The 22,240-nt window shown below is 62.7% G+C and carries 19 protein-coding genes; 3 read left to right on the plus strand and 16 right to left on the minus strand.

Translation table 11 applies throughout. From position 1 onward, the window contains the following. Window positions 1–97: 97 nt before the first annotated feature. The 12 genes from HB675_RS02615 to HB675_RS02670 all read right to left on the minus strand — a co-directional run bounded on the left by HB675_RS02615 (window position 98) and on the right by HB675_RS02670 (window position 14,996). Window positions 98–2,032, minus strand: a complete 1,935-nt coding sequence (locus tag HB675_RS02615; protein ID WP_213875519.1) for a methyl-accepting chemotaxis protein — start codon at window positions 2,030–2,032, stop codon at window positions 98–100. Window positions 2,033–2,170: 138 nt separating this feature from the next. Continuing rightward, window positions 2,171–3,463 carry an adenylosuccinate synthase gene (locus HB675_RS02620; RefSeq protein WP_213875520.1) on the minus strand — a complete coding sequence of 431 codons (1,293 nt, stop codon included), beginning with the start codon at window positions 3,461–3,463 and terminating at the stop codon, window positions 2,171–2,173. A gap of 51 nt (window positions 3,464–3,514) precedes the next feature. Further along, on the minus strand, window positions 3,515–4,702 hold the full coding sequence (locus HB675_RS02625) for an ATP phosphoribosyltransferase regulatory subunit (protein ID WP_213875521.1): 1,188 nt from the start codon (window positions 4,700–4,702) through the stop codon (window positions 3,515–3,517). 205 nt (window positions 4,703–4,907) lie between these two features. Beyond that, on the minus strand, window positions 4,908–5,777 hold the full coding sequence (gene hflC / locus HB675_RS02630; protein ID WP_213875522.1) for a protease modulator HflC: 870 nt from the start codon (window positions 5,775–5,777) through the stop codon (window positions 4,908–4,910). Then, window positions 5,777–6,955: an FtsH protease activity modulator HflK gene (hflK, locus tag HB675_RS02635; RefSeq protein ID WP_213875523.1), complete on the minus strand. Its 1,179-nt coding sequence runs from the start codon at window positions 6,953–6,955 to the stop codon at window positions 5,777–5,779. The genes hflC and hflK overlap by 1 nt, the downstream gene beginning before the upstream one ends. A 96-nt stretch (window positions 6,956–7,051) precedes the next feature. Then, window positions 7,052–8,353: a ribosome rescue GTPase HflX gene (hflX, locus tag HB675_RS02640; protein WP_213875524.1), complete on the minus strand. Its 1,302-nt coding sequence runs from the start codon at window positions 8,351–8,353 to the stop codon at window positions 7,052–7,054. A gap of 12 nt (window positions 8,354–8,365) precedes the next feature. Then, window positions 8,366–8,626 (minus strand): RNA chaperone Hfq, encoded by a 261-nt coding sequence (hfq, locus tag HB675_RS02645; protein ID WP_213875525.1) that lies wholly within the window; start codon window positions 8,624–8,626, stop codon window positions 8,366–8,368. 94 nt (window positions 8,627–8,720) lie between these two features. Further along, window positions 8,721–9,692, minus strand: a complete 972-nt coding sequence (gene miaA / locus HB675_RS02650; protein ID WP_213875526.1) for a tRNA (adenosine(37)-N6)-dimethylallyltransferase MiaA — start codon at window positions 9,690–9,692, stop codon at window positions 8,721–8,723. Between the two features lie 2 nt (window positions 9,693–9,694). Next, complete coding sequence (mutL, locus tag HB675_RS02655) at window positions 9,695–11,605, minus strand: DNA mismatch repair endonuclease MutL (protein ID WP_213875527.1); 1,911 nt, start codon at window positions 11,603–11,605, stop codon at window positions 9,695–9,697. After that, the gene (locus tag HB675_RS02660; protein WP_256737455.1) at window positions 11,602–12,999 is read right to left on the minus strand and encodes an N-acetylmuramoyl-L-alanine amidase; all 1,398 of its coding nucleotides are present in this window, start codon (window positions 12,997–12,999) and stop codon (window positions 11,602–11,604) included. The genes mutL and HB675_RS02660 overlap by 4 nt, the downstream gene beginning before the upstream one ends. A gap of 39 nt (window positions 13,000–13,038) precedes the next feature. Further along, window positions 13,039–13,509 carry a tRNA (adenosine(37)-N6)-threonylcarbamoyltransferase complex ATPase subunit type 1 TsaE gene (gene tsaE / locus HB675_RS02665; protein WP_213875529.1) on the minus strand — a complete coding sequence of 157 codons (471 nt, stop codon included), beginning with the start codon at window positions 13,507–13,509 and terminating at the stop codon, window positions 13,039–13,041. Continuing rightward, entirely contained in the window at window positions 13,497–14,996 is a 1,500-nt protein-coding gene (locus HB675_RS02670; RefSeq protein ID WP_213875530.1) for an NAD(P)H-hydrate dehydratase, read from the minus strand. Before HB675_RS02670 ends, tsaE begins: the two co-directional genes overlap by 13 nt. Window positions 14,997–15,061: 65 nt before the next feature. On the opposite strand from HB675_RS02670, the gene queG reads away from it, so the two are divergent. Next, window positions 15,062–16,132: a tRNA epoxyqueuosine(34) reductase QueG gene (gene queG, locus HB675_RS02675; RefSeq protein ID WP_213875531.1), complete on the plus strand. Its 1,071-nt coding sequence runs from the start codon at window positions 15,062–15,064 to the stop codon at window positions 16,130–16,132. A gap of 3 nt (window positions 16,133–16,135) precedes the next feature. Here queG and HB675_RS02680 read toward each other — a convergent pair whose 3' ends face one another. Both HB675_RS02680 and orn read right to left on the minus strand, forming a co-directional pair. Then, window positions 16,136–16,747, minus strand: coding sequence for a TRIC cation channel family protein (locus HB675_RS02680; RefSeq protein WP_213875532.1), 612 nt, complete (start codon window positions 16,745–16,747; stop codon window positions 16,136–16,138). A 13-nt stretch (window positions 16,748–16,760) separates the two neighbouring features. Next, a complete protein-coding gene (gene orn, locus HB675_RS02685; protein ID WP_213875533.1) occupies window positions 16,761–17,303 on the minus strand; it encodes an oligoribonuclease in 543 nt (180 codons plus the stop codon). A 114-nt stretch (window positions 17,304–17,417) separates the two neighbouring features. On the opposite strand from orn, the gene rsgA reads away from it, so the two are divergent. Next, entirely contained in the window at window positions 17,418–18,449 is a 1,032-nt protein-coding gene (gene rsgA, locus HB675_RS02690) for a small ribosomal subunit biogenesis GTPase RsgA (RefSeq protein WP_213875534.1), read from the plus strand. Window positions 18,450–18,571: 122 nt separating this feature from the next. On the opposite strand, the gene motB is transcribed toward rsgA, so the two are convergent. Together motB and motA are read right to left on the minus strand one after the other, a co-directional pair. Next, window positions 18,572–19,675, minus strand: coding sequence for a flagellar motor protein MotB (motB, locus tag HB675_RS02695; RefSeq protein ID WP_213875535.1), 1,104 nt, complete (start codon window positions 19,673–19,675; stop codon window positions 18,572–18,574). A gap of 3 nt (window positions 19,676–19,678) precedes the next feature. Beyond that, window positions 19,679–20,530, minus strand: a complete 852-nt coding sequence (gene motA, locus HB675_RS02700) for a flagellar motor stator protein MotA (RefSeq protein WP_213875536.1) — start codon at window positions 20,528–20,530, stop codon at window positions 19,679–19,681. 148 nt (window positions 20,531–20,678) lie between these two features. Between motA and HB675_RS02705 the strand changes: the two genes are divergently transcribed. Further along, a complete protein-coding gene (locus HB675_RS02705; RefSeq protein ID WP_345945743.1) occupies window positions 20,679–22,199 on the plus strand; it encodes an HDOD domain-containing protein in 1,521 nt (506 codons plus the stop codon). Window positions 22,200–22,240: the final 41 nt, after the last annotated feature.

A 22,240-nucleotide genomic window follows, 5' to 3' on the forward strand; every position in this document is an offset into this window, starting at 1 on the left:
ATGTCTTTCGTCTGCAGGACCGAGCTTGCTCGGGAACGGCGCATGCGAGCAAGCCCGTTCCCGAGCAAGCTCGACCCTACAGAGACTGAGGGCGACCTCAAGCCCTGAACTGCCCCAGGCTCGCCTTCAACTGCGCCGCCAGCCCATCCAGCACCTTGCTGCTGGCCGTGGTCTCCATGACTGCCTGTGCTGCCTTCTCGGCCTGAGCATGAATCGTCTCGACCCTGCCCTTCACCGCGTGCGCGCCCTGCGCCTGGTGCTCCGCTGCGCGGGTCGCCGTGCCGATCGCATCGTGCACTTGCTCCACCGAAGACTGCACCGACTGCTGCAAGCGTGCATTGTCGCGCAGCACCAATAGCCCCTCGCTGGCCTGACGCCCCGCCTGGCTGATCGCCGCCACCGCCTCCCGCGCACCGGATTGCAAGGCACCGATGTGAGCCTGGATGTCGCCGGTGGAGCTCTGGGTCTTGCTTGCCAGGGCACGCACTTCGTCGGCCACTACCGCAAAACCGCGCCCGGTCTCGCCCGCTCGCGCCGCCTCGATGGCCGCATTCAGTGCCAGCAGGTTGGTCTGCTCGGCGATGCCATGAATCACGGTCAGCACCACTTCGATCTGCTGGCTCTGCTCGGCCAGCCGCTCGATCACTTTCGATCCAGTTTCCACCTGCACGGCCAACGCCTCGATCAGACCGCCCACTTTGGCCGAGGCCTTGGTGTTGTCGTCCGTGGCGCGACGAATTTCGGCAACCTGCCCCAAGGCCGCCTGCATGGCCCGACTCTCGGCCTGAGCCTGAACAGCCATGGTGGACAACGCCTCCAGGCTCGCGGCCACCTCATCACGCTGGCGCTCGGCCGCGGCATCGGCGCCGGCGTTGCGCTTGGCCATGGCGCCGATCTCGATCCCGGTGCGCTGGGCAGCCTCGCCGGCCTCGCGAACAATGGGCTGGAGCTTGTCGATAAATCGGTTGACCGCGCCCGCCATGTCGCCGATTTCGTCGCGACTGTCGAGTTTGACGCGCTTGGTCAGGTCGCCGTCGCCGGCCGCCAGATCATTGAGTGCGGCAATCAGCAGGTGCAGCTTGCTGACCACTCGGCGCCCCAGCACCACGGCCAGAGCCAGCAGAACCCCCAGACCCACCAAGGCCAGACCCAGACCGATCCGCCAGCGCAAGGTCGCAGCGGCATCCTGCACGGTGCTGGTGGTGTTGGCCTGCATCGCACTGGCACTGACCTGAGCGCTTTGCAGGCGCGCCTGCAAAGCCTTGGCACTGTCAGCCGACGCCCCCGCCAGACTGTCGCCAACCAGTTGGTCGCTGCTGGCAATCAAGGCGGCGAAACGCTGATCCAGCGCCTTGAGCTCGGTATCGACCGAAGCCTTGGACACCGCCATCAATACCTTGCCGATTTCGACGCCGTTCGGGCTGATCGAAGACTCGACATAGAAGACTTCAGGGTCGACCTTGGCGGCGCTGAGCACCTTGTCCAAGGCACGATCCCCCTGCCCCTTTTCCAAAAGGGCCTGGTTGATCGGGTTGTCGCGATTGAGGTAGCGCGTCAGGTGCTCGCCCTGGGCATCGTCGTAGACCACGAACAACACATTGGGGTTGCGCTGGGCACGTCGTGCGAATTCGCTCAGGGTCGGCACGTCGTTGTCCCACATGGCCCGCGGCGCTACCGAAGCCAGCAAGCCGGCCATGTCCGTTGCCGAATCTTCCAGCGCTTTCTCCAGAGTGACACGCAACTTCGCCTGCTCATCCTTTAAACGGGCGGACAGACCGGCGCTCAGGCGCTGACGAGTATTGCTCGACAGGCTGTCGAGCCCGGAGGTGACTTCCTGACTGGCTTTTACCAGATCACCGGAAAGCTTCTGACTGTCGGCACCCAGGTGCTGATCAAGGTCCGATTCCAGCGCGGTGACCGTGCTCCGGGTCAGCGCGACCGCCACCAGCACTTGCACCAAAAGAGCGAGGCCCAGCGCAATGAACACCGGGCGCAGCAAACGACTGCGTAATAGAGAGAGTACGGCCGACACTGGAATATCCCCTGGACTTCTGGCGCCATAAAAAGATGGCCACCCACATAAGGGATCGCTAGCAAAGGGCGTGCCGCGAGGGTATCAAAACCGACAAAGGGCCCCGAGGGGCCCTTTGTCTTCCAGCATCAGCAGCGATCAGGCAAACGGATGACGCAGCACGATGGTCTCGTTGCGGTCCGGACCGGTCGAAATGATATCGATCGGTGCACCGACCAACTCCTCGACACGCTTGATGTAGGCACGTGCGGCAGCCGGCAGCTCTTCCAGGGTCTTGGCACCCACAGTCGACTCGCTCCAGCCCGACATTTGCTCGTACACCGGTTCCAGGCCCAGGTAACTGTCAGCATCGGTCGGCGCTTCGATCACAGCGCCTTCGGCGTTTTTGTAGCCGACGCAAATGTTGATGGTTTCCAGACCGTCCAGCACGTCGAGCTTGGTCAGGCACAGGCCCGAGATGCTGTTGACGTCGATGGCGCGACGCAGGATAACGGCATCGAACCAGCCACAACGACGAGCACGGCCGGTGGTCGCACCGAACTCGTGGCCGCGCTTGGCCAGGAAAGCGCCTACATCGTCGAACAGCTCGGTCGGGAACGGCCCCGAGCCGACGCGGGTGGTATAGGCCTTGGTGATGCCCAGGATGTAATCCAGGTACATGGGACCGAAGCCCGAACCTGTGGCGATGCCGCCAGCGGTGGTGTTGGAGCTGGTCACGTACGGGTAGGTACCGTGGTCGATATCCAGCAGCGAGCCTTGCGCGCCTTCAAACATGATGTCCTTGCCGGCGCGGCGCAGGTTGTGCAGTTCGGCAGTGACGTCGAGCATCATCGGCTTGAGCAGCTCGGCGTACTCCATGCACTCGTCCAGGGTCTTCTGGAAGTCGACGGCAGGCTCTTTGTAGTAATTGACCAGCACGAAGTTATGGTAGTCCAGCAGCTCGCCCAGCTTGGCCGCGAAACGCTCACGATGGAACAGATCGCCGATGCGCAGACCACGACGGGCAACCTTGTCTTCATAGGCCGGGCCGATGCCGCGACCGGTGGTGCCGATCTTCAGCTCGCCACGGGCTTTCTCGCGAGCCTGGTCCAGGGCCACGTGAAAAGACAGGATCAGCGGGCAGGATGGGCTGATGCTCAGGCGCTCGCGCACCGGTACGCCCTTCTCTTCCAGCTTGAGGATCTCGCGCATCAGGGCGTCAGGGGCAACCACAACGCCGTTGCCGATCAAGCACTCGACCCCGTCACGCAGGATGCCCGAAGGAATCAGGTGCAAAACGGTTTTTTCGCCGTTGATCCACAAGGTGTGACCCGCGTTATGGCCGCCCTGGTAGCGCACCACGGCCGCAGCATGTTCGGTCAGCAGATCGACGATCTTGCCTTTGCCCTCATCACCCCATTGAGTGCCCAGGACTACGACATTCTTACCCATGATACTTGTCCTCATTCACGCAAGCTGGGCCGGCAGCGGCCGGCAAAAAAATCAAAGGGCCAGCGGCAGTACTTGCCATTGCCCGTTCTGCTGAATCAGTTGGCGGTCGCAGTCGGCTTGCGCCGCGTCGCTCAAGGCTTGGCCCGGCAACGCCTGAACCACGCGCTGGCCTTCATGACGCAACCGGGAAACCTGCTGCCACAAGGCAGACTCGGTGCTGTCAGGGGCCCAGATGCCGCCGCTCGGCACTTCAATTTCGGCGCGACCGAGGGTCACCAGGCTTTTCAGGTCCGTGGAAAACCCCGTTGCGGGCCGTGCGCGACCGAAGTCGGCGCCGATATCATCGTAGCGGCCACCCTGTGCAATGGACTGCCCCATGCCAGGAACGAACACGGCGAACACCACACCGGTGTGGTAGTGGTAGCCGCGCAGCTCGCCAAGATCGAAATACAGCGGCAGCTCGGGGAAACGCAAGGACAGGCGTTCGGCGATGGTCAGGAGGTCATCCAGTGCCGCGACGACGGGACCCGGCGCACCGGCCAGCCGCACACGGGCCTGAGCCAGCACCTCGCGACCACCACACAGATCCACCAGCGAACGCAGCATGGCCGCCAGCTCGGCGGGCAGATCTGCCGTCAGGGCGACCACTTCGTCGATAGCCTTGCGCTGCAGGGCGTCGAACAGCTGCTGTTCCACGGCCCCGGACAAGCCGGCCGCCCTGGCCAGGCCGCGGTAGATGCCGACGTGACCGAGGTCCATGTGCACATCCGGCACATCCGTCAGTTCAAGCATAGCCAGCATCAGGCTGATCACTTCGACATCGCTGCTCGGGCTGGCATCGCCATACAACTCGGCCCCCAGTTGAATCGGGCTGCGCGATGACGACAACGCTCGCGGCTGCGCATGCAGGACGCTGCCGGCGTAGCACAGACGGGTCGGGCCCTCGCGGCGCAGGGTATGCGCGTCGATGCGAGCAACCTGTGGCGTGATGTCGGCGCGAAAGCCCATCTGCCGACCCGATTGAGGGTCGATCACCTTGAAGGTACGCAGATCCAGATCCTGGCCGGCACCGGTCAGGAGTGATTCGAGGTATTCGATATGCGGGGTCACCACGAACTCGTAACCCCAGCTCTGGAACAGGTCCAACACCTTGCGACGCGCCACTTCGATACGCGCAGCCTCAGGTGGCAGTACTTCTTCGATGCCATCTGGCAGCAGCCAGCGGTCTACCGTTGCCATTACGCCTTTCCCCTATGATCCCGCATGGCCCACCCTGCGGCAGACCTTGTGTGAAGCCCGACCCGCGCCCCGACGGGGCCGCGAATCGGCAATCGAACTTGCAGACGCAAAAAAGCCGGGAATTTCCCGGCTGCCGCATGATACACACGTTTTCGCAAAGGATCACCCCGCCAGGCGCTTTAGCCGCCCGGCGGAGCCGTGTGGATCACGGTTTGAACTTCTCCATGTACTTGAAGAAGTCACTGCTTGGATCGAGCACCAGCACATCGCCCTTGTTCGAGAAGCTCTGGCGGTAGGCCTGCAGGCTACGGTTGAACGCGTAGAACTCCTGATCCTGGCCGTAGGCCTTGGCATAGATGGCCGCCGCTTGCGCATCGCCATCACCCCGGGCCTCTTCAGATTCACGATAGGCTTCGGCCAGCAGCACGCGGCGCTGACGGTCAGCATCAGCGCGAATACCCTCGGCCAACTCGTTACCCTTGGCCCGATGCTCGCGCGCCTCGCGCTCACGCTCGGTGCTCATGCGCTCGAACACGCTGCGGTTGACTTCCTTCGGCAAGTCGATGGCCTTCACTCGCACGTCGATGACTTCGATACCCAACTCGTCGTTGGCCATCTTGTTGAGCGACTCGGTGATGCCAGCCATCAGCTCGTCACGCTGCCCGGAAACCACCTCGTGCAGGGTGCGCTTGCCGAACTGGTCACGCAGCCCGGACTCCAGGCGACGGGACAGGCGATCATCGGCAATCTGCTTGAGACCGGACGTCGCCGTGTAGTAGCGCTCTGCGTCCTTGACCCGCCATTTGGCATAGGCATCGACCATCACCGCCTTCTTCTCCAGTGTCAGGAACCGCTGGGTCGGAGCGTCAAGGGTCATCAAGCGGGCGTCGAACTTGCGCACCTGGTTCACGTAAGGCACTTTGACGTGCAGGCCCGGCTGGACATCGGCCTGGACCACACGACCAAACTGCAGAAGAACCGCACGCTCGGTCTGGGACACGATGTAGAAACTGTTCCACGCCACGACCGCCAGGATGACGGCGACGACCAGGGCGATCAGTGATTTATTGCCCATCAGCGACTCTCCCTTGAACGCAGTTCACGCTGTTGCTGCTGCAGATCGGCAGCCGCGCGGGCGCCTGCATCGCTGGCAGCAGCCGGCGTACCGGTAGCGGATGCGCTGTTGCTGCGGCCACCGTCGACCATCTTGTCCAGCGGCAGGTAGATCAGGTTGTTCTGACCTTCCTTGCTGCTGACCAGCACCTTGCTGGTGTTGCTGTACACGTCCTGCATGGTTTCCAGATAGAGACGCTGACGCGTCACATCTGGCGCCTTGCGGTATTCGGTCACCAGCTTGGTGAAGCGGTCGGCCTCACCCTTGGCACGGGAGATCACTTCATCGCGGTAGCCATTGGCGTCCTCGATGATGCGCTGCGCCTGGCCACGGGCTTCCGGCACCACACCGTTGGCGTAGGTCTCGGCCTGGTTGCGCGAACGCTGCTCGTCTTCACGGGCACGGATCACGTCGTCGAAGGCTTCCTGCACCTCACGCGGCGCGGCGGCGCTCTGCACGTTGACCTGAGTCACCGTGATGCCGGTCTTGTAGGTGTCCATGAAGCCTTGCAGACGCTTCTTGATTTCGCTGGCCATCAACTCGCGGCCCTCGGTCAGGACCTGGTCCATGGCAGTCGAACCGACCACATGACGCAGGGCACTGTCGGTGGCGTGCTGCAGGCTGACTTCCGGCTGATCGACGTTCAGTACGTAATCTTGCAGATTGGTGATCTTGTACTGCACGGTCAAAGGCACCTCGACGATGTTTTCGTCCTCGGTCAGCATCTGGCCCTGCTTGGTGTAGGCACGCTCGCGCGTGACGTTCTCCATGTACTTTTTATCGAACGGCGGGAAATAGATGTTCAGGCCCGGGCCGACCGTTTCGTAGTACTTGCCCAGGCGCAGCACCACAGCCTGCTCCTGCTCGTCGACGACATAGACGGCGCTGTACAGCCAGATGGCGGCCAGCACGACCAGACCGATCCCCAGCAGGCCGAAGCCACCGCCACGGGACGAGTTGCCGTCACCACCTCCGCTGCCGCTGCGTTTCTTTCCGCCACCGAACAAACCGTTCAGGCTTTCCTGCAGCTTTCGGAAGGCTTCGTCGAGATCCGGTGGCCCCTTGCGGTCGCCGCCACGGCGTTTGCCACCCCAGGGATCCTGATTGTTCGAGTTGCCACCCGGCTCATTCCAAGCCATAGCGCTCTCCATCTGATAAAGCAAAGACGCGCCCACGGCGCGCCAACCAATGCTACAGAATGCGCAGCGTCACGGCACAACCGCTTTGCTGCGCTTTTATTGCAAAGTGTGTTTCTCGATGAAATCTTCGGGCTCCATCCCTTCTCGGCTAACCAGGCGATTCAACTCGATTCGAGGTATGCGCACGTCCAGCAGGCTTGAGCCCTGCTCGTCATGGCGCTCGTTGCGCACGGCCCCCAGGGCAAAGAACTGAGCACGCAGCCGGCCCAGATTCTGCGGCAGGCACAAGGTCGCCACGAACAGGTCTTCGCCCAACAGCTCTGCCACGGCCTGGCGCACCAGGTCAAGACCGCGTCCGTCGCGGGCCGAAACCCAGACCCGCTGCGGCTTGCCATCGGCATCACGCTGAATCTGCGGCTCCACCCCTTCCAGCAAATCGAGTTTGTTATACACCTCGAGGATCGGCAACCCTTGCGCGCCGATCTCGGTGAGCACGGCCATGACTTGCTCGATCTGCGCCATGCGCTCGGGCTCATGGGCATCGATCACATGCAGCAACAAATCCGAGTTGCTGGACTCTTCGAGGGTGGCACGAAACGCTTCGACCAGCTTGTGCGGCAGGTGGCGAATGAAACCTACCGTGTCAGCCAGCACCACCGGACCAAGGTCGTCCAGTTGCAGGCGGCGCAAGGTCGGGTCAAGGGTGGCAAACAGTTGGTCGGCGGCATACACCGTAGAATCGGTCACCGCATTGAACAGCGTCGACTTGCCGGCGTTGGTGTAACCCACCAGCGACACCGAGGGGATGTCGGCCCGTTGGCGGCCGCGCCGCGCCTGTTCGCGCTGGCTGCGGACCTTTTCCAGGCGCGCCTTGATCTGCCGCAGGCGCACCCGCAACAGCCGCCGGTCGGTTTCCAGCTGGGTTTCACCGGGCCCGCGCAGGCCGATACCACCGCCCTGGCGCTCAAGGTGAGTCCAGCCGCGTACCAGCCTCGTGCTCATGTGCTCGAGCTGGGCCAGTTCGACCTGCAGCTTGCCTTCATGGGTGCGGGCGCGTTGCGCGAAGATGTCCAGGATCAGACCGGTACGGTCAAGCACACGACACTCGAAGACCTTCTCGAGGTTGCGCTCCTGGCTGGGTGTAAGGGTGTGATTGAAAATGACCAGGTCGGCGTGTTCGGTTTTCACCTGATCACGCAATTCTTCGACCTTGCCGCTGCCAATCAGAAATTTTGCTGAAGGACGGTGCCGCGCCACATTGACGAACGCGACGGTTTCGGCGCCGGCCGAAATGGCCAGCTCCTGAAACTCCTGCGGATCTTCTCGCGCCTCAGGGTCCTGACCATCCAGATGAACGAGTATGGCCCGCTCACCACCACCGTGGCGCTCAAAGAACAAGGCAGACTCCTATCAAGCGTTACCTGGCTCGTTGTCGCCCTGCTCGGATTCGGTTGCGCTAGGCAAACGGATCGCACGCACGGGAACCACGGTGGAGATCGCGTGCTTGTAGACCATCTGGCTGACGGTGTTTTTCAACACGATCACGAACTGGTCGAACGAGTCGATCGTACCTTGCAACTTGATGCCGTTAACGAGATAGACCGAAACGCCGACCTTCTCTTTACGCAAAGTGTTCAAGTAAGGGTCTTGTAGCGAATGCCCTTTTGACATGTGCCGCACTCCTTTAAGGATCAATAGAAAAAGCTGAGAAATTAGATGGTTCACGCCGCCCCACCCCCAAGGATAGACGGCAATTGCAAAGGACTCAGGCCAATATGGAGACCGAAGCCAGGTATTTCAAGGTACGCGATAGATTGTCGCGTTCCAGGCTGTCAAGCCAGTGAAGATCAGCCCAGCTGCGCAACCAGGTAAATTGCCGTTTCGCCAACTGGCGAGTGGCTATGACCCCACGCTCCTGCATTTCAACTGCTGTCAGCTTGCCATCCAGGTGATCCCAGACCTGGCGATAACCCACTGCACGTATAGACGGCAGCGCCGGATGCAAGTCACTTCGTGCGCGCAGGGCAATGACCTCGTCGACGAAGCCTTGTTCCAGCATTTGCTCGAATCTCAGCGCAATTCTGCGGTGCAACACCTGCCGATCCTGTGGAGCGATGGCCAGGTTGGCCACAGTATAGGGTAATTGTGCCCCGCCCGATGCGGCTACCTCGGTACTTTGCGCCAATTGCCGTGCACGGTGCCCGCTCATGCTGGTACCGCTGGCACGAAACACCTCGAGCGCGCGGATCAGACGCTGCGGGTCATTGGGATGAATACGCGCTGCGGACTCGGGATCGACACGCGCCAACTCGTCATGCAGCCTCTGCCAGCCCTCGGTAGCCGCCTGGGTTTCGAGTTCGGCGCGAATCAGCGGGTCGGCCGCCGGCATGTCGGCCAGGCCGTCCTGTAACGCCTTGAAATACAACATGGTGCCGCCCACCAGCAACGGAATGTTGCCGCGACGTGTGATGTCAGCCATGGCCTCGAGGGCGTCGCGACGAAACTCTGCTGCCGAGTAGCTCTGGGCCGGGTCGATAATGTCGATCAGGCGATGCGGGTGAGCTGCCAGCAGCTCTTTGGACGGCTTGGCGGTGCCGATGTCCATGCCGCGATAGACCAGCGCCGAGTCGACACTGATCAGCTCGCAGGGCAGCACCTTGCTCAATTCGATGGCCAGGTCGGTCTTGCCGGAGGCAGTGGGCCCCATGAGAAAGATCGCCGGAGGTAGCGCACTCATGCTCAACGACCGCGCATGAAGAGTTTATCGAGGTCATCCAGACCCAGTTGCGTCCAGGTCGGGCGACCGTGGTTGCACTGGCCGCTGCGCTCGGTGTTTTCCATGTCCCGCAACAAACCATTCATTTCCGGCACCGCCAGGCGGCGGTTGGCGCGAATGGCACCATGGCAGGCCATGGTCCCGAGCAGCTCGTTGAGGTGGGCCTGGATGCGGTCGCTGGTACCGTATTCCATCAGGTCGGCCAGCACATCATGGACCAACCGATTGGCTTCGGCCTGCTTCAGCAAGGCCGGTATCTGGCGGATTGCCAGCGTTTCCGGGCCCAGGCGCTGCAATTCGAAACCCAGCCGCTGAAACCAGCCGGCATGTTCTTCGGCGCAGTCGGCCTCGCGCTGGCTGACGGCAATCGACTCGGGCACCAGCAATGGCTGACCGCTGAGGCCTTCACTGGCCATGGCGATTTTCAGACGCTCGTACATGATGCGTTCGTGGGCGGCGTGCATGTCCACCAGCACCAGTCCCTGGGCGTTCTCCGAAAGAATATAGATGCCCTTGAGCTGCGCCAGGGCATACCCCAATGGCGGAATGTCGCCTTGCCCTTCCGGCAGATTGGCACCCTTCAACCCATTGACCGCTGCTGGCAGAGGCGCGAAAAATTCCCGGTAGGCGGCCTGGGACTCTGCCACCGGCAGGGCCGAGGTGCTGCGAGGTACATATTGATAGCCGGCGCCAGCGCCGGAGCTGTAGGCACGCGGCTCGGCCATCGGCGGCTCCAACAGGTTGGCCGCCAGACGCATTTCACCCTGCGGACCGAACTCGCCGGCGCCGAGTCCAGTCGGACGGACCATCTCGCTGACTGCAGCCGGCGCGGCCAGCTGATCTTCAGGGCGCACGTCGGCCAGTGCACGGTGCAGGGTGCCGTAGAGGAAATCGTGAACCATGCGGCCGTCGCGGAAGCGCACTTCGTGCTTGGTAGGGTGCACGTTGACGTCCACCACCGCCGGGTCGACTTCCAGAAACAGCACGAAGGTTGGATGCCGGCCATTGAACAGCACGTCGCGGTAAGCCTGGCGCACCGCATGGGCCACCAGCTTGTCACGCACCGCGCGGCCGTTCACGTAGAAATATTGCAGGTCGGCCTGGCTGCGGGAAAACGTCGGCAGCCCCACCCAGCCCCACAGATGCAGGCCGTTGCGCTCCACCTCGATAGGCAAGGCCTGTTCGAGGAACGCGGGGCCGCAGACCGCTGCCACACGCCGGGCACGCGCGATATCGTCAGCGGCTTCATGCAGGCTGAGAATGCTTTTACCGTTGTGGCGCAGATGAAAGCCGACATCGAAACGTGCCAGGGCCAAACGCTTGATCACTTCCTGCAAGTGATCGAATTCGGTTTTTTCGGTCTTGAGAAACTTGCGCCGCGCCGGCGTGTTGAAAAACAGGTCCCGCACCTCCACCGACGTTCCCACCGGATGCGCAGCGGGCTGCACGCGGGGCGCCATGTCCCGACCCTCGGTCTCCACCTGCCAGGCCTCGCTGGCCTGGCGCGTGCGGGAGGTCAGGGTCAGGCGCGCCACCGAACTGATGGACGCCAGCGCCTCGCCGCGAAAGCCCAGGCTCATGACCCGTTCAAGGTCCTCCAGGTCGCGGATCTTGCTGGTGGCATGGCGCGCCAGGGCCAACGGCAGGTCGTCGGCAGAAATGCCGCTGCCATCATCGCGCACACGCAACAACTTGACGCCGCCTTGCTCGACCTCCACGTCGATTCGCCGGGCACCGGAGTCCAGGCTGTTTTCCAGCAGCTCCTTGATCACCGAGGCAGGACGTTCGACCACTTCGCCAGCGGCGATCTGGTTAGCCAGACGGGGGCTGAGCAGTTCTATACGGGCACTGTCCATTGCGATGGCCTCACTCATGGTTGCGACGCCAGGGTCGTGCCGGGAATCGTCAGGTTCTGACCTATCTTGAGATCGTCGCTTTTCAGCTCATTGGCATTGCGCAAGACGCCCGGGCTGACCTGATAACGCACCGCGATCATGGCCAGGGTCTCGCCACTGGCCACCACATGATTGCGCGGGCCCTGAGCGATCTTGCCGCTGTCACGCAGCCAGGCAATGTAGGTCCCCGGCGGCGGGTTCTGCTGGAAGAACTGCTTGACCCCCGCGCGGATCGAGCGGGCCAGCGCCTGCTGATGGGATGCGCTCTGCAACTTGGACGCTTCGCTGCCATTGGAAATGAACCCGGTTTCCACCAGGATCGACGGAATATCCGGAGACTTCAGTACCATGAACGCGGCCTGCTCCACACGGCGCTTGTGCAGCGTGGTGACCTGGCCGATGTTGCTCAGGACTTTTTGTCCGACGTTGAGGCTCGAGGTCAGCGAGGCCGTCATTGACAGGTCCAGGAGCACCCCGGCCAGCATGCGATCCTTGTCATCGAGACTGACGTTGCCAGCGCCGCCGATGAGGTCGGAGCGGTTTTCACTGTCAGCCAGCCAGCGCGCCGTCTCCGAGGTGGCGCCACGCTCGGACAAGGCAAACACCGACGCGCCGAAGGCTGCCGACGAAGGCGCCGCATCGGCATGGATCGACACGAACAGGTCGGCGCCCTTCTTGCGAGCGATCTCGGTACGACCACGCAGCGGGATGAAGTAATCGCCGGTGCGGGTCAACTCGGCTCGGAAGCCCTTTTCGCTATTGATCTGACGTTGTAGCTCTTTGGCGATGGAAAGCACGATGTCTTTTTCATGTTGGCCCCGGGAGCCCGAAGCGCCCGGGTCCTCACCGCCATGACCGGGATCGATCACGACAATGATGTCGCGCTTGCCATTGGGCACCGGCGCCAGCTTGATCGGTGGCTGATTCGGCAACACCGGCACCGCCGGCGCGCTGCTCACCGGCGTGTCGACGGGACTTGGCTCGGCATCGGCCGGCGAGTCGTAGAGGTCGACCACCAGGCGATTGCCGTACTGCTGGTTGGGGGCGAGCACGAAGCTTTTGGGGGTGACCGCCTTTTTCAGGTCGATCACCACCCGCAGGTCGGTGGGCGTGCGCTGGGCCGAGCGCAGGCTGGTGATCGGCGTGTTGGCGGTGGATACCTTGAGCGGCGATGCCAGGTTGGCGCCATTGATGTCGATGACCAGGCGATCAGGTGAAGTCAGGGTGAACAGGCTGTGTTCCACCGGCCCGGACAGGTCGAACACCAGCCGCGTGTTATCCGGCGCTCGCCACAGACGTACGCTCTTGACCTGGGTGACGGCCCACGCGTCGACGGCCTGCGCCATGAGAAACAACCCGGCGACCGCAACCATCGCGCGAATGCGCATACCTAACCTCACCTATGGCCTCATCTATATGTATTCCCGTGCCAGAACGGCACACCACGACTCGCCACGCGAGCCCAGTGGCGACAAAATCAGCGAACGTCCGCTTGCCTGGGCGCTTATGGTAATGGTCAGGTCGGGCTTTGGCAAAAAGCCCGCGCCGCGCTCCGGCCATTCAACCAGGCACAGGGCCTGACCGTCGAAATAGTCGCGAATGCCGAGGTACTCCAGCTCTTCGGGGTCGACCAGACGATATAAATCGAAATGAAAGGCACGCACATCGTCGAACTCATAGGGCTCGACCAAGGTGAATGTCGGACTTTTCACCGCGCCCACGTGACCCAGGCCGCGGATCAGGCCACGTGACAGGGTGGTCTTGCCCGCGCCCAGATCCCCCTCGAGAAAAATCACCCCCGTGCCGGCCGTCACCTGGGCCAGACGCCCACCAAGACCGACCATGGCGGCCTCGTCAGGGATATAGAGGTTCAGCTCAGGCATGGTTGTTGCTCCTCCAGAAGTCGACGGATGACCGGGATCAGATCGGTCGCCGCCAACCCTCGGCCGTGGGTGCCGAGCTCCTCTCCGGCACTGGCGTGCAGCCAGACCGCCAGGCAAGCCGCTTCGAAAGGCGGCAGGTGCTGCGCCAGCAGCGCGCCGATCACCCCCGACAAGACATCCCCCAGGCCGCCGGTGGCCATGGCCGGGTGGCCTTTGTCACACAGGGCCAGGCGGCCATCCGGCGCGGCAATCAAACTGCCAGAGCCCTTGAGGACCACTACGCTGGCGTATTTTTGTGCCAACTGGTGCGCGGCACTGGCTCGATCAGCCTGCACCCGGGCGACGTCACTGCCCAGCAACCGTGCCGCTTCACCAGGGTGCGGTGTGATCACGCAGCCCCGGGGCAAAGACACATAGCCGCTGGCCAGCAGGTTCAACGCATCGGCGTCCCAGACTTGCGGCTTGTCGGCGTTGGCCACGGCGGAGAGCAGGCTGCGCGCCCATGCGCCCTGCCCCATGCCCGGCCCCACCACCAGCACAGCCGCCGCCTCCAGTAACGGCATCAACTGGTTGGCCGAAGCAACGGCTACGGTCATGACTTCCGGCAAACGGGTCAGCGCGGGAGCCACATGCTCGACGCGGGTCGCCAGCGAGACCATGCCAGCCCCACAACGCAGACTGCTCTCGGCCGCCATGAGGGTGGCACCGCCGGTGCCATGATCGCCGCCTATCACCAACACTCGGCCATATTTCCCCTTGTGCGCCGTCGGCGGCCGCGGCGCCAGCCGGGGCAGATTGGCCGGGCGCAAACGCTGAGCCACCGTCGGCGAGGTCAGCAGATCCGGCGACCCCACCAGCAGGTCGTCGAAAACCAAGGCCCCGACCACGTCGGCAGCCTGTCCCGTCAGCAGGCCGAACTTGAGGCCGACCAGGCTGACCGTGAGGTCGGCCTTGACCGCACAGCCGAGAATCTGCCCGGTGTCGCTGCTCAAGCCGGAAGGAATGTCCACGGCCACCACCGGCAGGCCGCTGGCATTGATCGCCTGGATAGCCGCCACATAAGGCCCGCGCACTTCGCCACTGAGGCCGGTGCCCAGCAGGGCATCGAGGACGATGCCTTGCAGGACGTCATCGGCACTCCAGTGCTTGACCAGCACACCCGCCACTTGCGCCTCGGCATGTGCCGTGGCGGCATCACCTTGCAGCCGACCCGGGTCGGTCACCGCCAGCACTTCCACGTGCCAGCCGGCACGCCGAGCCAACGCGGCGACCAGGTAGCCGTCACCGGCGTTGTTGCCGTGACCGGCCATCACGCACAGCGAGCGGGCCTCAGGCCAGTGTTGACGCAAGGCGCACCAGACCACGCTGGCCGCCCGCGCCATCAGCTCGATGCCTGGCGTTCCGCCGTCAATCAACTGGGCGTCAATGGCGCGCACCTGCGCGGCGCTGTACAGCGCTTCCGGTAATTCGTGGTTAGGCGTCGGCATGATGCAACTCTGGGGGTCGATGTCTGGCAGAATTATACGCACCTCCGCTTCGGTTTCCTCATCGCATGACCGCGTCAACGCTCAACCTTCCCGAATTAGCCGACTCCATCAAGCAATGGGGCCGTGAGCTGGGCTTTCAGCAGGTCGGCATCTCCGGCCTTGACCTGGCCGAACACGAAAATCATCTGACCCGCTGGCTCGAAGCGGGCTATCACGGCGAGATGGACTATATGGCTGCCCACGGCCAGAAACGTTCCCGGCCTGCCGAACTGGTACCGGGCACCTTGCGGGTGGTATCCCTGCGCATGGATTACCTGCCGGGCGACACCCAGATGGCCCAACGCCTTGCCCAGCCCGAGAAAGCCTATGTGTCCCGCTACGCCCTGGGCCGGGATTATCACAAACTGATCCGCAAGCGCGTCCAGCAGTTGGCCGAGCGTATCCAGCAGGACATCGGGCCGTTCGGCTTTCGCGCTTTCGTCGACAGCGCGCCGGTGCTGGAAAAGGCCATTGCCGAACAGGCAGGGCTGGGCTGGATCGGCAAGAACACTCTGGTGCTCAACCGCAAGGCCGGCAGCTACTTCTTTCTCGCCGAGCTGTTCGTCGACATTGCCCTGCCGGTGGACCCACCCCATGCCAGCGAGCACTGCGGCCGTTGCACCGCCTGCCTGGACGTATGCCCGACCGATGCCTTTGTCGGCCCTTACGTACTGGACGCGCGACGCTGCATTTCATACCTGACCATCGAACTGAAGACTTCAATTCCGGTGGAACTGCGCGGGCTGATCGGCAACCGCGTGTTCGGCTGCGACGACTGCCAGATGGTCTGCCCATGGAATCGCTTTGCGCGGCCGTCAGCGGAAAGTGATTTCACCCCGCGCCATAGCCTGGACAATGCCGAAATGGCGACACTGTTTCTCTGGGATGAAGAGCAGTTTCTGAGCAATACCGAGGGCTCGCCCTTGCGGCGGGCAGGTTACGAGCGCTGGCTGCGTAATCTGGCGGTGGGGTTGGGCAATGCGCCCTCCACCATCCCCGTACTGGAGGCCTTGCAGGCGCGGCGCGATTCGCCCTCGGAGATGGTGCGCGAGCACGTGGAATGGGCGCTGGCGGAGCATGCCAGCCGGTCTGCGTAACGCTCAGGCTTCGTCGTCATAAACGAACTTGGGCATTTCCCAATGAAAACGAATGGCCAACAGCCGCAACAGAAACCCGCCAAACAACGTGATCAACAGCCCCTGCTCATCGGGCAAGCCGACGTACCGGCAGCCTAAAAAGCACCAGGCTGAAACAAATGAGACACTCGCATACAATTCCCGCCGAAAAATCAGCGGAATATCGTTACAAAGAATGTCCCGGAGAATCCCGCCAAACACCCCGGTGATCATCCCGCTGATGGACGCCACCAACGGGTCGAGCCCCAGTTCAAGGGCAATCTGGCAGCCGATCAGGGTAAAGGCCACGAGGCCCAGCGCGTCCAGCACCAGAAACAGACTGCGCAGACGCGGCATCAACGGCGCCAGGAAAATCGTCAGCAAGGCCGCGACACTGGTCAGGATCAAATAGCGCGGATGCGCCACCCAAGTCAGTGGATAGTGCCCCAGCAGCACGTCGCGTACCGAACCACCGCCCAGCGCCGTCACGCTGGCGACCAGCACCACGCCGAACCAGTCCATGCCGCGACGCCCGGCGGAAAGGGCACCGGTCATGGCCTCGGCAGTGATGGCAATCAGATAGAGGGTAAACAGCACCGGGCCGGAACCCTCAAGCCTTGATGAAGTGTTTGCGGTAATGCTGCAGCTCGGCAATCGACTCGCGGATGTCGTCCAGTGCCAGGTGAGTGCTGCCTTTCTTGAAGCTGTCCTTGACCTCCGGTGCCCAGCGCGCGGCCAGCTCCTTGAGGGTGGAGACATCCAGGTTGCGGTAGTGGAAGTACTCTTCCAGGCCGCGCATGTGGCGATACAGGAAGCGGCGGTCCTGGCAGATACTGTTGCCACAGATCGGCGACTTGCCTTTGGGCACCCACTGCTCCAGAAAGGCTATGGTCTGCGCCTCGGCCTCGGCCATGCTGACAGTGCTTTCGCGCACCCGCTGGGTCAGGCCCGAGCCGCCGTGCTGGCGGGTGTTCCACTCGTCCATGCCAGCGAGAATCTCGTCGCTCTGGTGAATCGCGATCACCGGGCCTTCGGCCAAGGTATTGAGCTGACTGTCGGTGACAATGGTGGCCATTTCGATGATCACGTCATGGTCAGGGTCCAGACCGGTCATTTCCAGGTCGATCCAGATCAGGTTCTGTGGGTTTTGCATGGTTGGGCTCCTCGGCATAGGCGCGCAGTTTAGCCCAGGCGAGCGTGCTAAACTCGCTGCCGTTCGATTCTTGTCGCTCGACCTTTTATCTAGACGCATTCACTCGGAACACTCATGGCCAAACGCCAGCTCAATCGCCGCCAAAACTGGCGCATCGAAAAAATCCAGGGCGAGCGCGCCGCCCGCGCTGCCAAACGCGAATCACAGACCCTGGAGACCCTTGAGGGCGGCGACCTTGGCCCCGAGCAGACCGGGCTGGTGATTGCGCACTTTGGTGTGCAGGTGGAAGTCGAAGCCACCGAAGGTGAACTGGCCGGCCAGGTGTTTCGTTGCCACCTGCGCGCCAACCTGCCAGCGCTGGTCACCGGCGACACTGTAGTCTGGCGGGCAGGCAACCAGGGCATCGGGGTGATCGTCGCACAGCTGCCGCGTCACACCGAATTGTGCCGGCCCGACAGCCGTGGCCAGCTCAAGCCAGTGGCGGCCAACGTCGACCTGATCGTCATCGTTTTCGCCCCTATGCCCGAACCCCATGCCAACCTGATCGACCGCTATCTGGTGGCCGCCGAACATGCCGGCATCCACCCGCTGCTGCTGCTGAACAAGGCCGACCTGATCGACGAGCAGAATGCCCCGGCGCTCAATGCGCTGCTGGCCGTGTATCGACAGCTGGGCTATCCGTTACTGGAAGTGTCGGCACACCACGGCGATGGCATGCAGCAATTGCAGGCGCGTCTGGATGGGCACATCAGTGTGTTCGTCGGGCAGTCCGGGGTGGGCAAGTCATCGCTGGTCAACAGCCTGCTGCCCGAAGTGCAGACCCGGGTCGGGCCCCTGTCGGAACTCTCCGGCCAGGGCACCCACACCACCACCACGGCGCGACTGTTCCACTTCCCGGGCGGCGGTGAACTGATCGACTCACCGGGGATTCGCGAATTCGGCCTGGGGCATGTGAGCCGAGCGGATGTGGAAGCCGGCTTCATAGAGTTCAACGACTTGCTGGGTACTTGCCGCTTTCGCGATTGCAAGCACGACCGCGAACCTGGCTGTGCCTTGCTGATGGCGCTGGAGGATGGCCGTGTGCAGCAGCAGCGGATGAACAGCTACCGGTCGATCATTGCGAGTTTGCCGCAGGATTCCTACTGATCGCATCGCCGTTTCTGTGGGACCTGTGAGAGCATGGCCGGCCGACTGCGTCGCCTGAATCGCGCCCAAGGGCTGCTTGCTCCCACAGCGCCCAGGCATGCCCCGGATCCGATATCCAGCCTTTACAGCGCATTACCCTTGCCCGGCGCGCCCAGCGCCGGTTTACCGTTATCGTCGAACAGGTTCAACTTCTCCCGTACCTCATGGGCCGGCACCTGCACATTGGACGGCGACGCCGAAGCACCCGGGGCGCCCGCTGGAGCGGCTGGAGCCGGGGTGCTTTCCGGGGCTGCCGGCGCCGACGCACCATCGGCCGGTGCCGCAGGCGGCGCTGCGTCCTCAGGCTTCTGCTCACCCTCAAGGTCACGCTGGGCCTTTTTGGTCATGACGATGATATCGATCCGCCGGTTGACCGGGTTCAGCGGGTTCTTGCGATCAAACAGCGATGAAGACGCATAGCCCACCACTCGGGCCACCTGAGTATCCGGGTAGCCACCGGCAACCAGCGCACGGCGCGCGGCGTTGGCGCGGTTGGCCGACAGCTCCCAGTTGCCCATGCCGTTGGCGCTGGCGAACGGCGTGGCGTCGGTGTGACCGCTGACGCTGATCTTGTTCGGCACGTCCTTGATGGTGTCGGCCATGGCCAGCAGGATGTCCTCGAAGTACGGTTTCAGGCGCGCGCTGCCGAGGTCGAACATCGGCCGGTTCTCGGCATCCATGATCTGAATGCGCAGGCCGTCCTGAGTGATCTCGAACAGGATCTGATCCTTGAACTTCTGCAGTTCGGGGTTTTCGTTGACCTTGTTCTGCAACTCTTGCAACAGCAGCTCGAGCCGGTCTTTTTCCAGTTTTTCGGCGATGTTCTCCGCCTGTTGATCATTGACTGCGGTTTTGCTCTCGGTGTCGCTCTGGCTGGGCTGGCTCTCGGGCTTGCTAGGTTCATCCTTGATCTCGGGGTTCAAGGTCTGGTCCGGCGCGAGCTTGGGGGAGCCGCCAAGGTCGATCACGTAAGGAGTGCCGCTCTCGGTGAAACCGATGGGGTCCTTGAAATAGCCGGCGATGGCAATTTTCTGTTCCGGCGTGGCGTTGGACAACAGCCACAGCACCAGAAAGAACGCCATCATCGCCGTGGCAAAGTCGGCAAAGGCGATTTTCCAGGCGCCGCCGTGATGGCCTCCGCCGAAGCGCTTGACGCGCTTGATGATGATGGGCTGGTTATTTTCCATGGCTTAGCGACCGCGAACCGCTTGTTCCAGCTCGGCGAAACTTGGCCGATGGGCTGGGTACAGCACTTTGCGACCGAATTCCACGGCCAGGGAAGGCGGCATGCCCGAGGCCGAGGCCACCAAGGACGCCTTGATCGCTTCGTACACGTTCATTTCTTCCTTGGCATCGTGAGCCAGGCACTGGGCCAGCGGGCCGAAGAAGCCGTAAGCCGCGAGAATACCGAGGAAGGTACCGACCAGTGCTGCACCTACGTGACCACCGATCGCCGCCTTGTCGCCATCACCCAGGGACGCCATGGTCACCACGATACCCAGTACTGCCGCCACGATACCGAAGCCGGGCAGGCCGTCGGACACACCGGTCACGGCATGGGAAGGGTGCTCGAGCTCTTCTTTCATGCTCAGCAGTTCCATGTCGAACAGGCCTTCGAGTTCATGAGGGGCCATGTTGCCCGACGACATGATGCGCAGATAGTCGCAGATGAACGCGATCATCTTTTCATCCTTGAGCAAGGCCGGGTACTTGGCAAAGATCGGGCTGGCGGCGGCGTCTTCGATATCGCTTTCGATGGCCATCATGCCTTCACGACGGCTTTTGTTGAGAATCTCGTAGACCAGGCTCAAAACGTCTATATAGAAGGCATGGGTGAAGCGCGAGCTGAACATCTTCAGCGACTTCTTCAGCACCAGCATGGTCATGTAGCCGGGGTTGGATTGCAGGAATGCACCCAGCGCCGCGCCGCCGATGATCATGACCTCAAAGGGCTGGATCAGCGCACCGATCTTGCCATGGGAAAGTACGTAGCCGCCGAGTACACAGGCGATGACGACGATAATGCCAATAATTTTAGCCATAAGTTAGAAGCACTTTTACGGTCGTTGAAAGGGGGTGGTTCGCATGTTGTTCATTCTCTGCTTCTACTTATCGGCAGAAGTGCGCCAGACTATAGTTGAGCTTTGTGAAAAGCCAGTTCAGCCCCATTCACCAGCCTGGTGACGTATCGTGTCGAGCCCTACCCCGCAAAGCCTCGAAGCCTGGATCAAGCTACTCGATAGCGTCCGCTTGCCCATACCGCGCCCCCATTATGAAAAGGTGCGTACGGCCTTGGGCGACAGCCGTCGCTCGCTGCGCGAAATCGCCGACTTCATGCAGGAGAGTCCCGCCCTGGTACTCAGCGTCATGCGCGAGGCCAATCAACAGAGCAGCAACAGCCTGGTGGAACCTACCGAAACCCTGGAAGTGGCGCTCAACCGCCTGGGCCTCAAGCGCACCGAAGACCTGTTGGCCAAACTGCCCTGCGTCGACGCCAAGGAAGTGCCGCCAGTACTGCGACAGATGCAATTGATCAGCCAACATGCCGCCCAACAGGCCAACGGTCTGTTCGCCGGGCGCATGGCCCGCCTCTGGCAGGAAATCCACTGGGGCAGCCTGTTGTTCATGTCGCCGACCTGGGCCCTGGCCTTTACCCACCCGGAGCTGCTGGAAGAGTGGGAGCTGCGCGTGGTCAACAAAGGCGAGTCGGCGGCCAAGGTCGAGCGTCAACTGTTCGGCGTGCCACTGCTGTTACTGTGCCGCGAACTGGCCGAGCGCTGGCGGCTGCCCGGCTGGGTGCTGCATGCCTACCGGACCTTGCTTGAAGACCGCCGCTGGCTGGTTCAGGTCCTGCACATCGCCCGCGATAACGAAGACCGCCTGCGCCAGCAGCTGGCACTGGATGATGAGCCGCCGCTGCGCCGCTGGCTGGGCCAACCGGCCAACACCGTGTTGCTGGCCAACGGGCTGGCCATCGCCAGTCAGCAAGGCTGGACCACTGCGCACATGGTGCGCTGGCAATACCTGGCCAGTCTGTATCTACAGGCGCCGCTGGAAAGCTTGCAGCAGCAGGTCCACCAGCATGCCGCACAAAGCGCTCGGCACCATGCTCAGCCCGGCCTGTGGCACCCGGCACTCGCCCTGATCTGGCCGTGGGACGAGCGCCGCGTGCACCGCGCCATGCTTCCGGCGCCGCCGCCGACGCCCGAAGCCCTGGTCCTGTGGCGCAAACGCTGTGCCGAGCTGCTGCTCGAACCCAGTCGTTTCAACAATGCCATGCACCTGACCACTGAAGCGCGAGACGCGCTGGTGGCCTGCGGCATGCAGCGGGTCATGCTGTTGATGGCCGACAAGACCCAGACCCAGTTGCGTGTGCAGCAATTGGGGGGTCTGCCAGGCACCGCGGCGAGCCTGACCTTCACCATTGCCAACAGCACCGTGCTGACGCGACTGATGAGCGCACCGGCCCAGATCCGTCTCAATCCCGGCAATAATGCGCAGTTCTCGGCATTGCTGCCCCCGAGCCTGCGTGGCCTGTTTCGCGGCGACAACCTGCTGCTGCGCTCACTGAGCAATAACGGCCGGGTGGTCATGCTGGTGGTAGCCGATCAGGGTGGCGGACCATTTTCCGAGGTCTCGGTGCAAGCGTTTGCCAAGACCGGGCAATGCATCGAACGCGCCCTGGCCAGCTTTACCAACCGCAGTGGCTGACGCTTGCGCTACAATTCGCCTTTTGCTCCTTTGCTCACTGG

Source organism: Pseudomonas sp. dw_358 (genome assembly GCF_018449655.1).
GTDB lineage: Bacteria > Pseudomonadota > Gammaproteobacteria > Pseudomonadales > Pseudomonadaceae > Aquipseudomonas.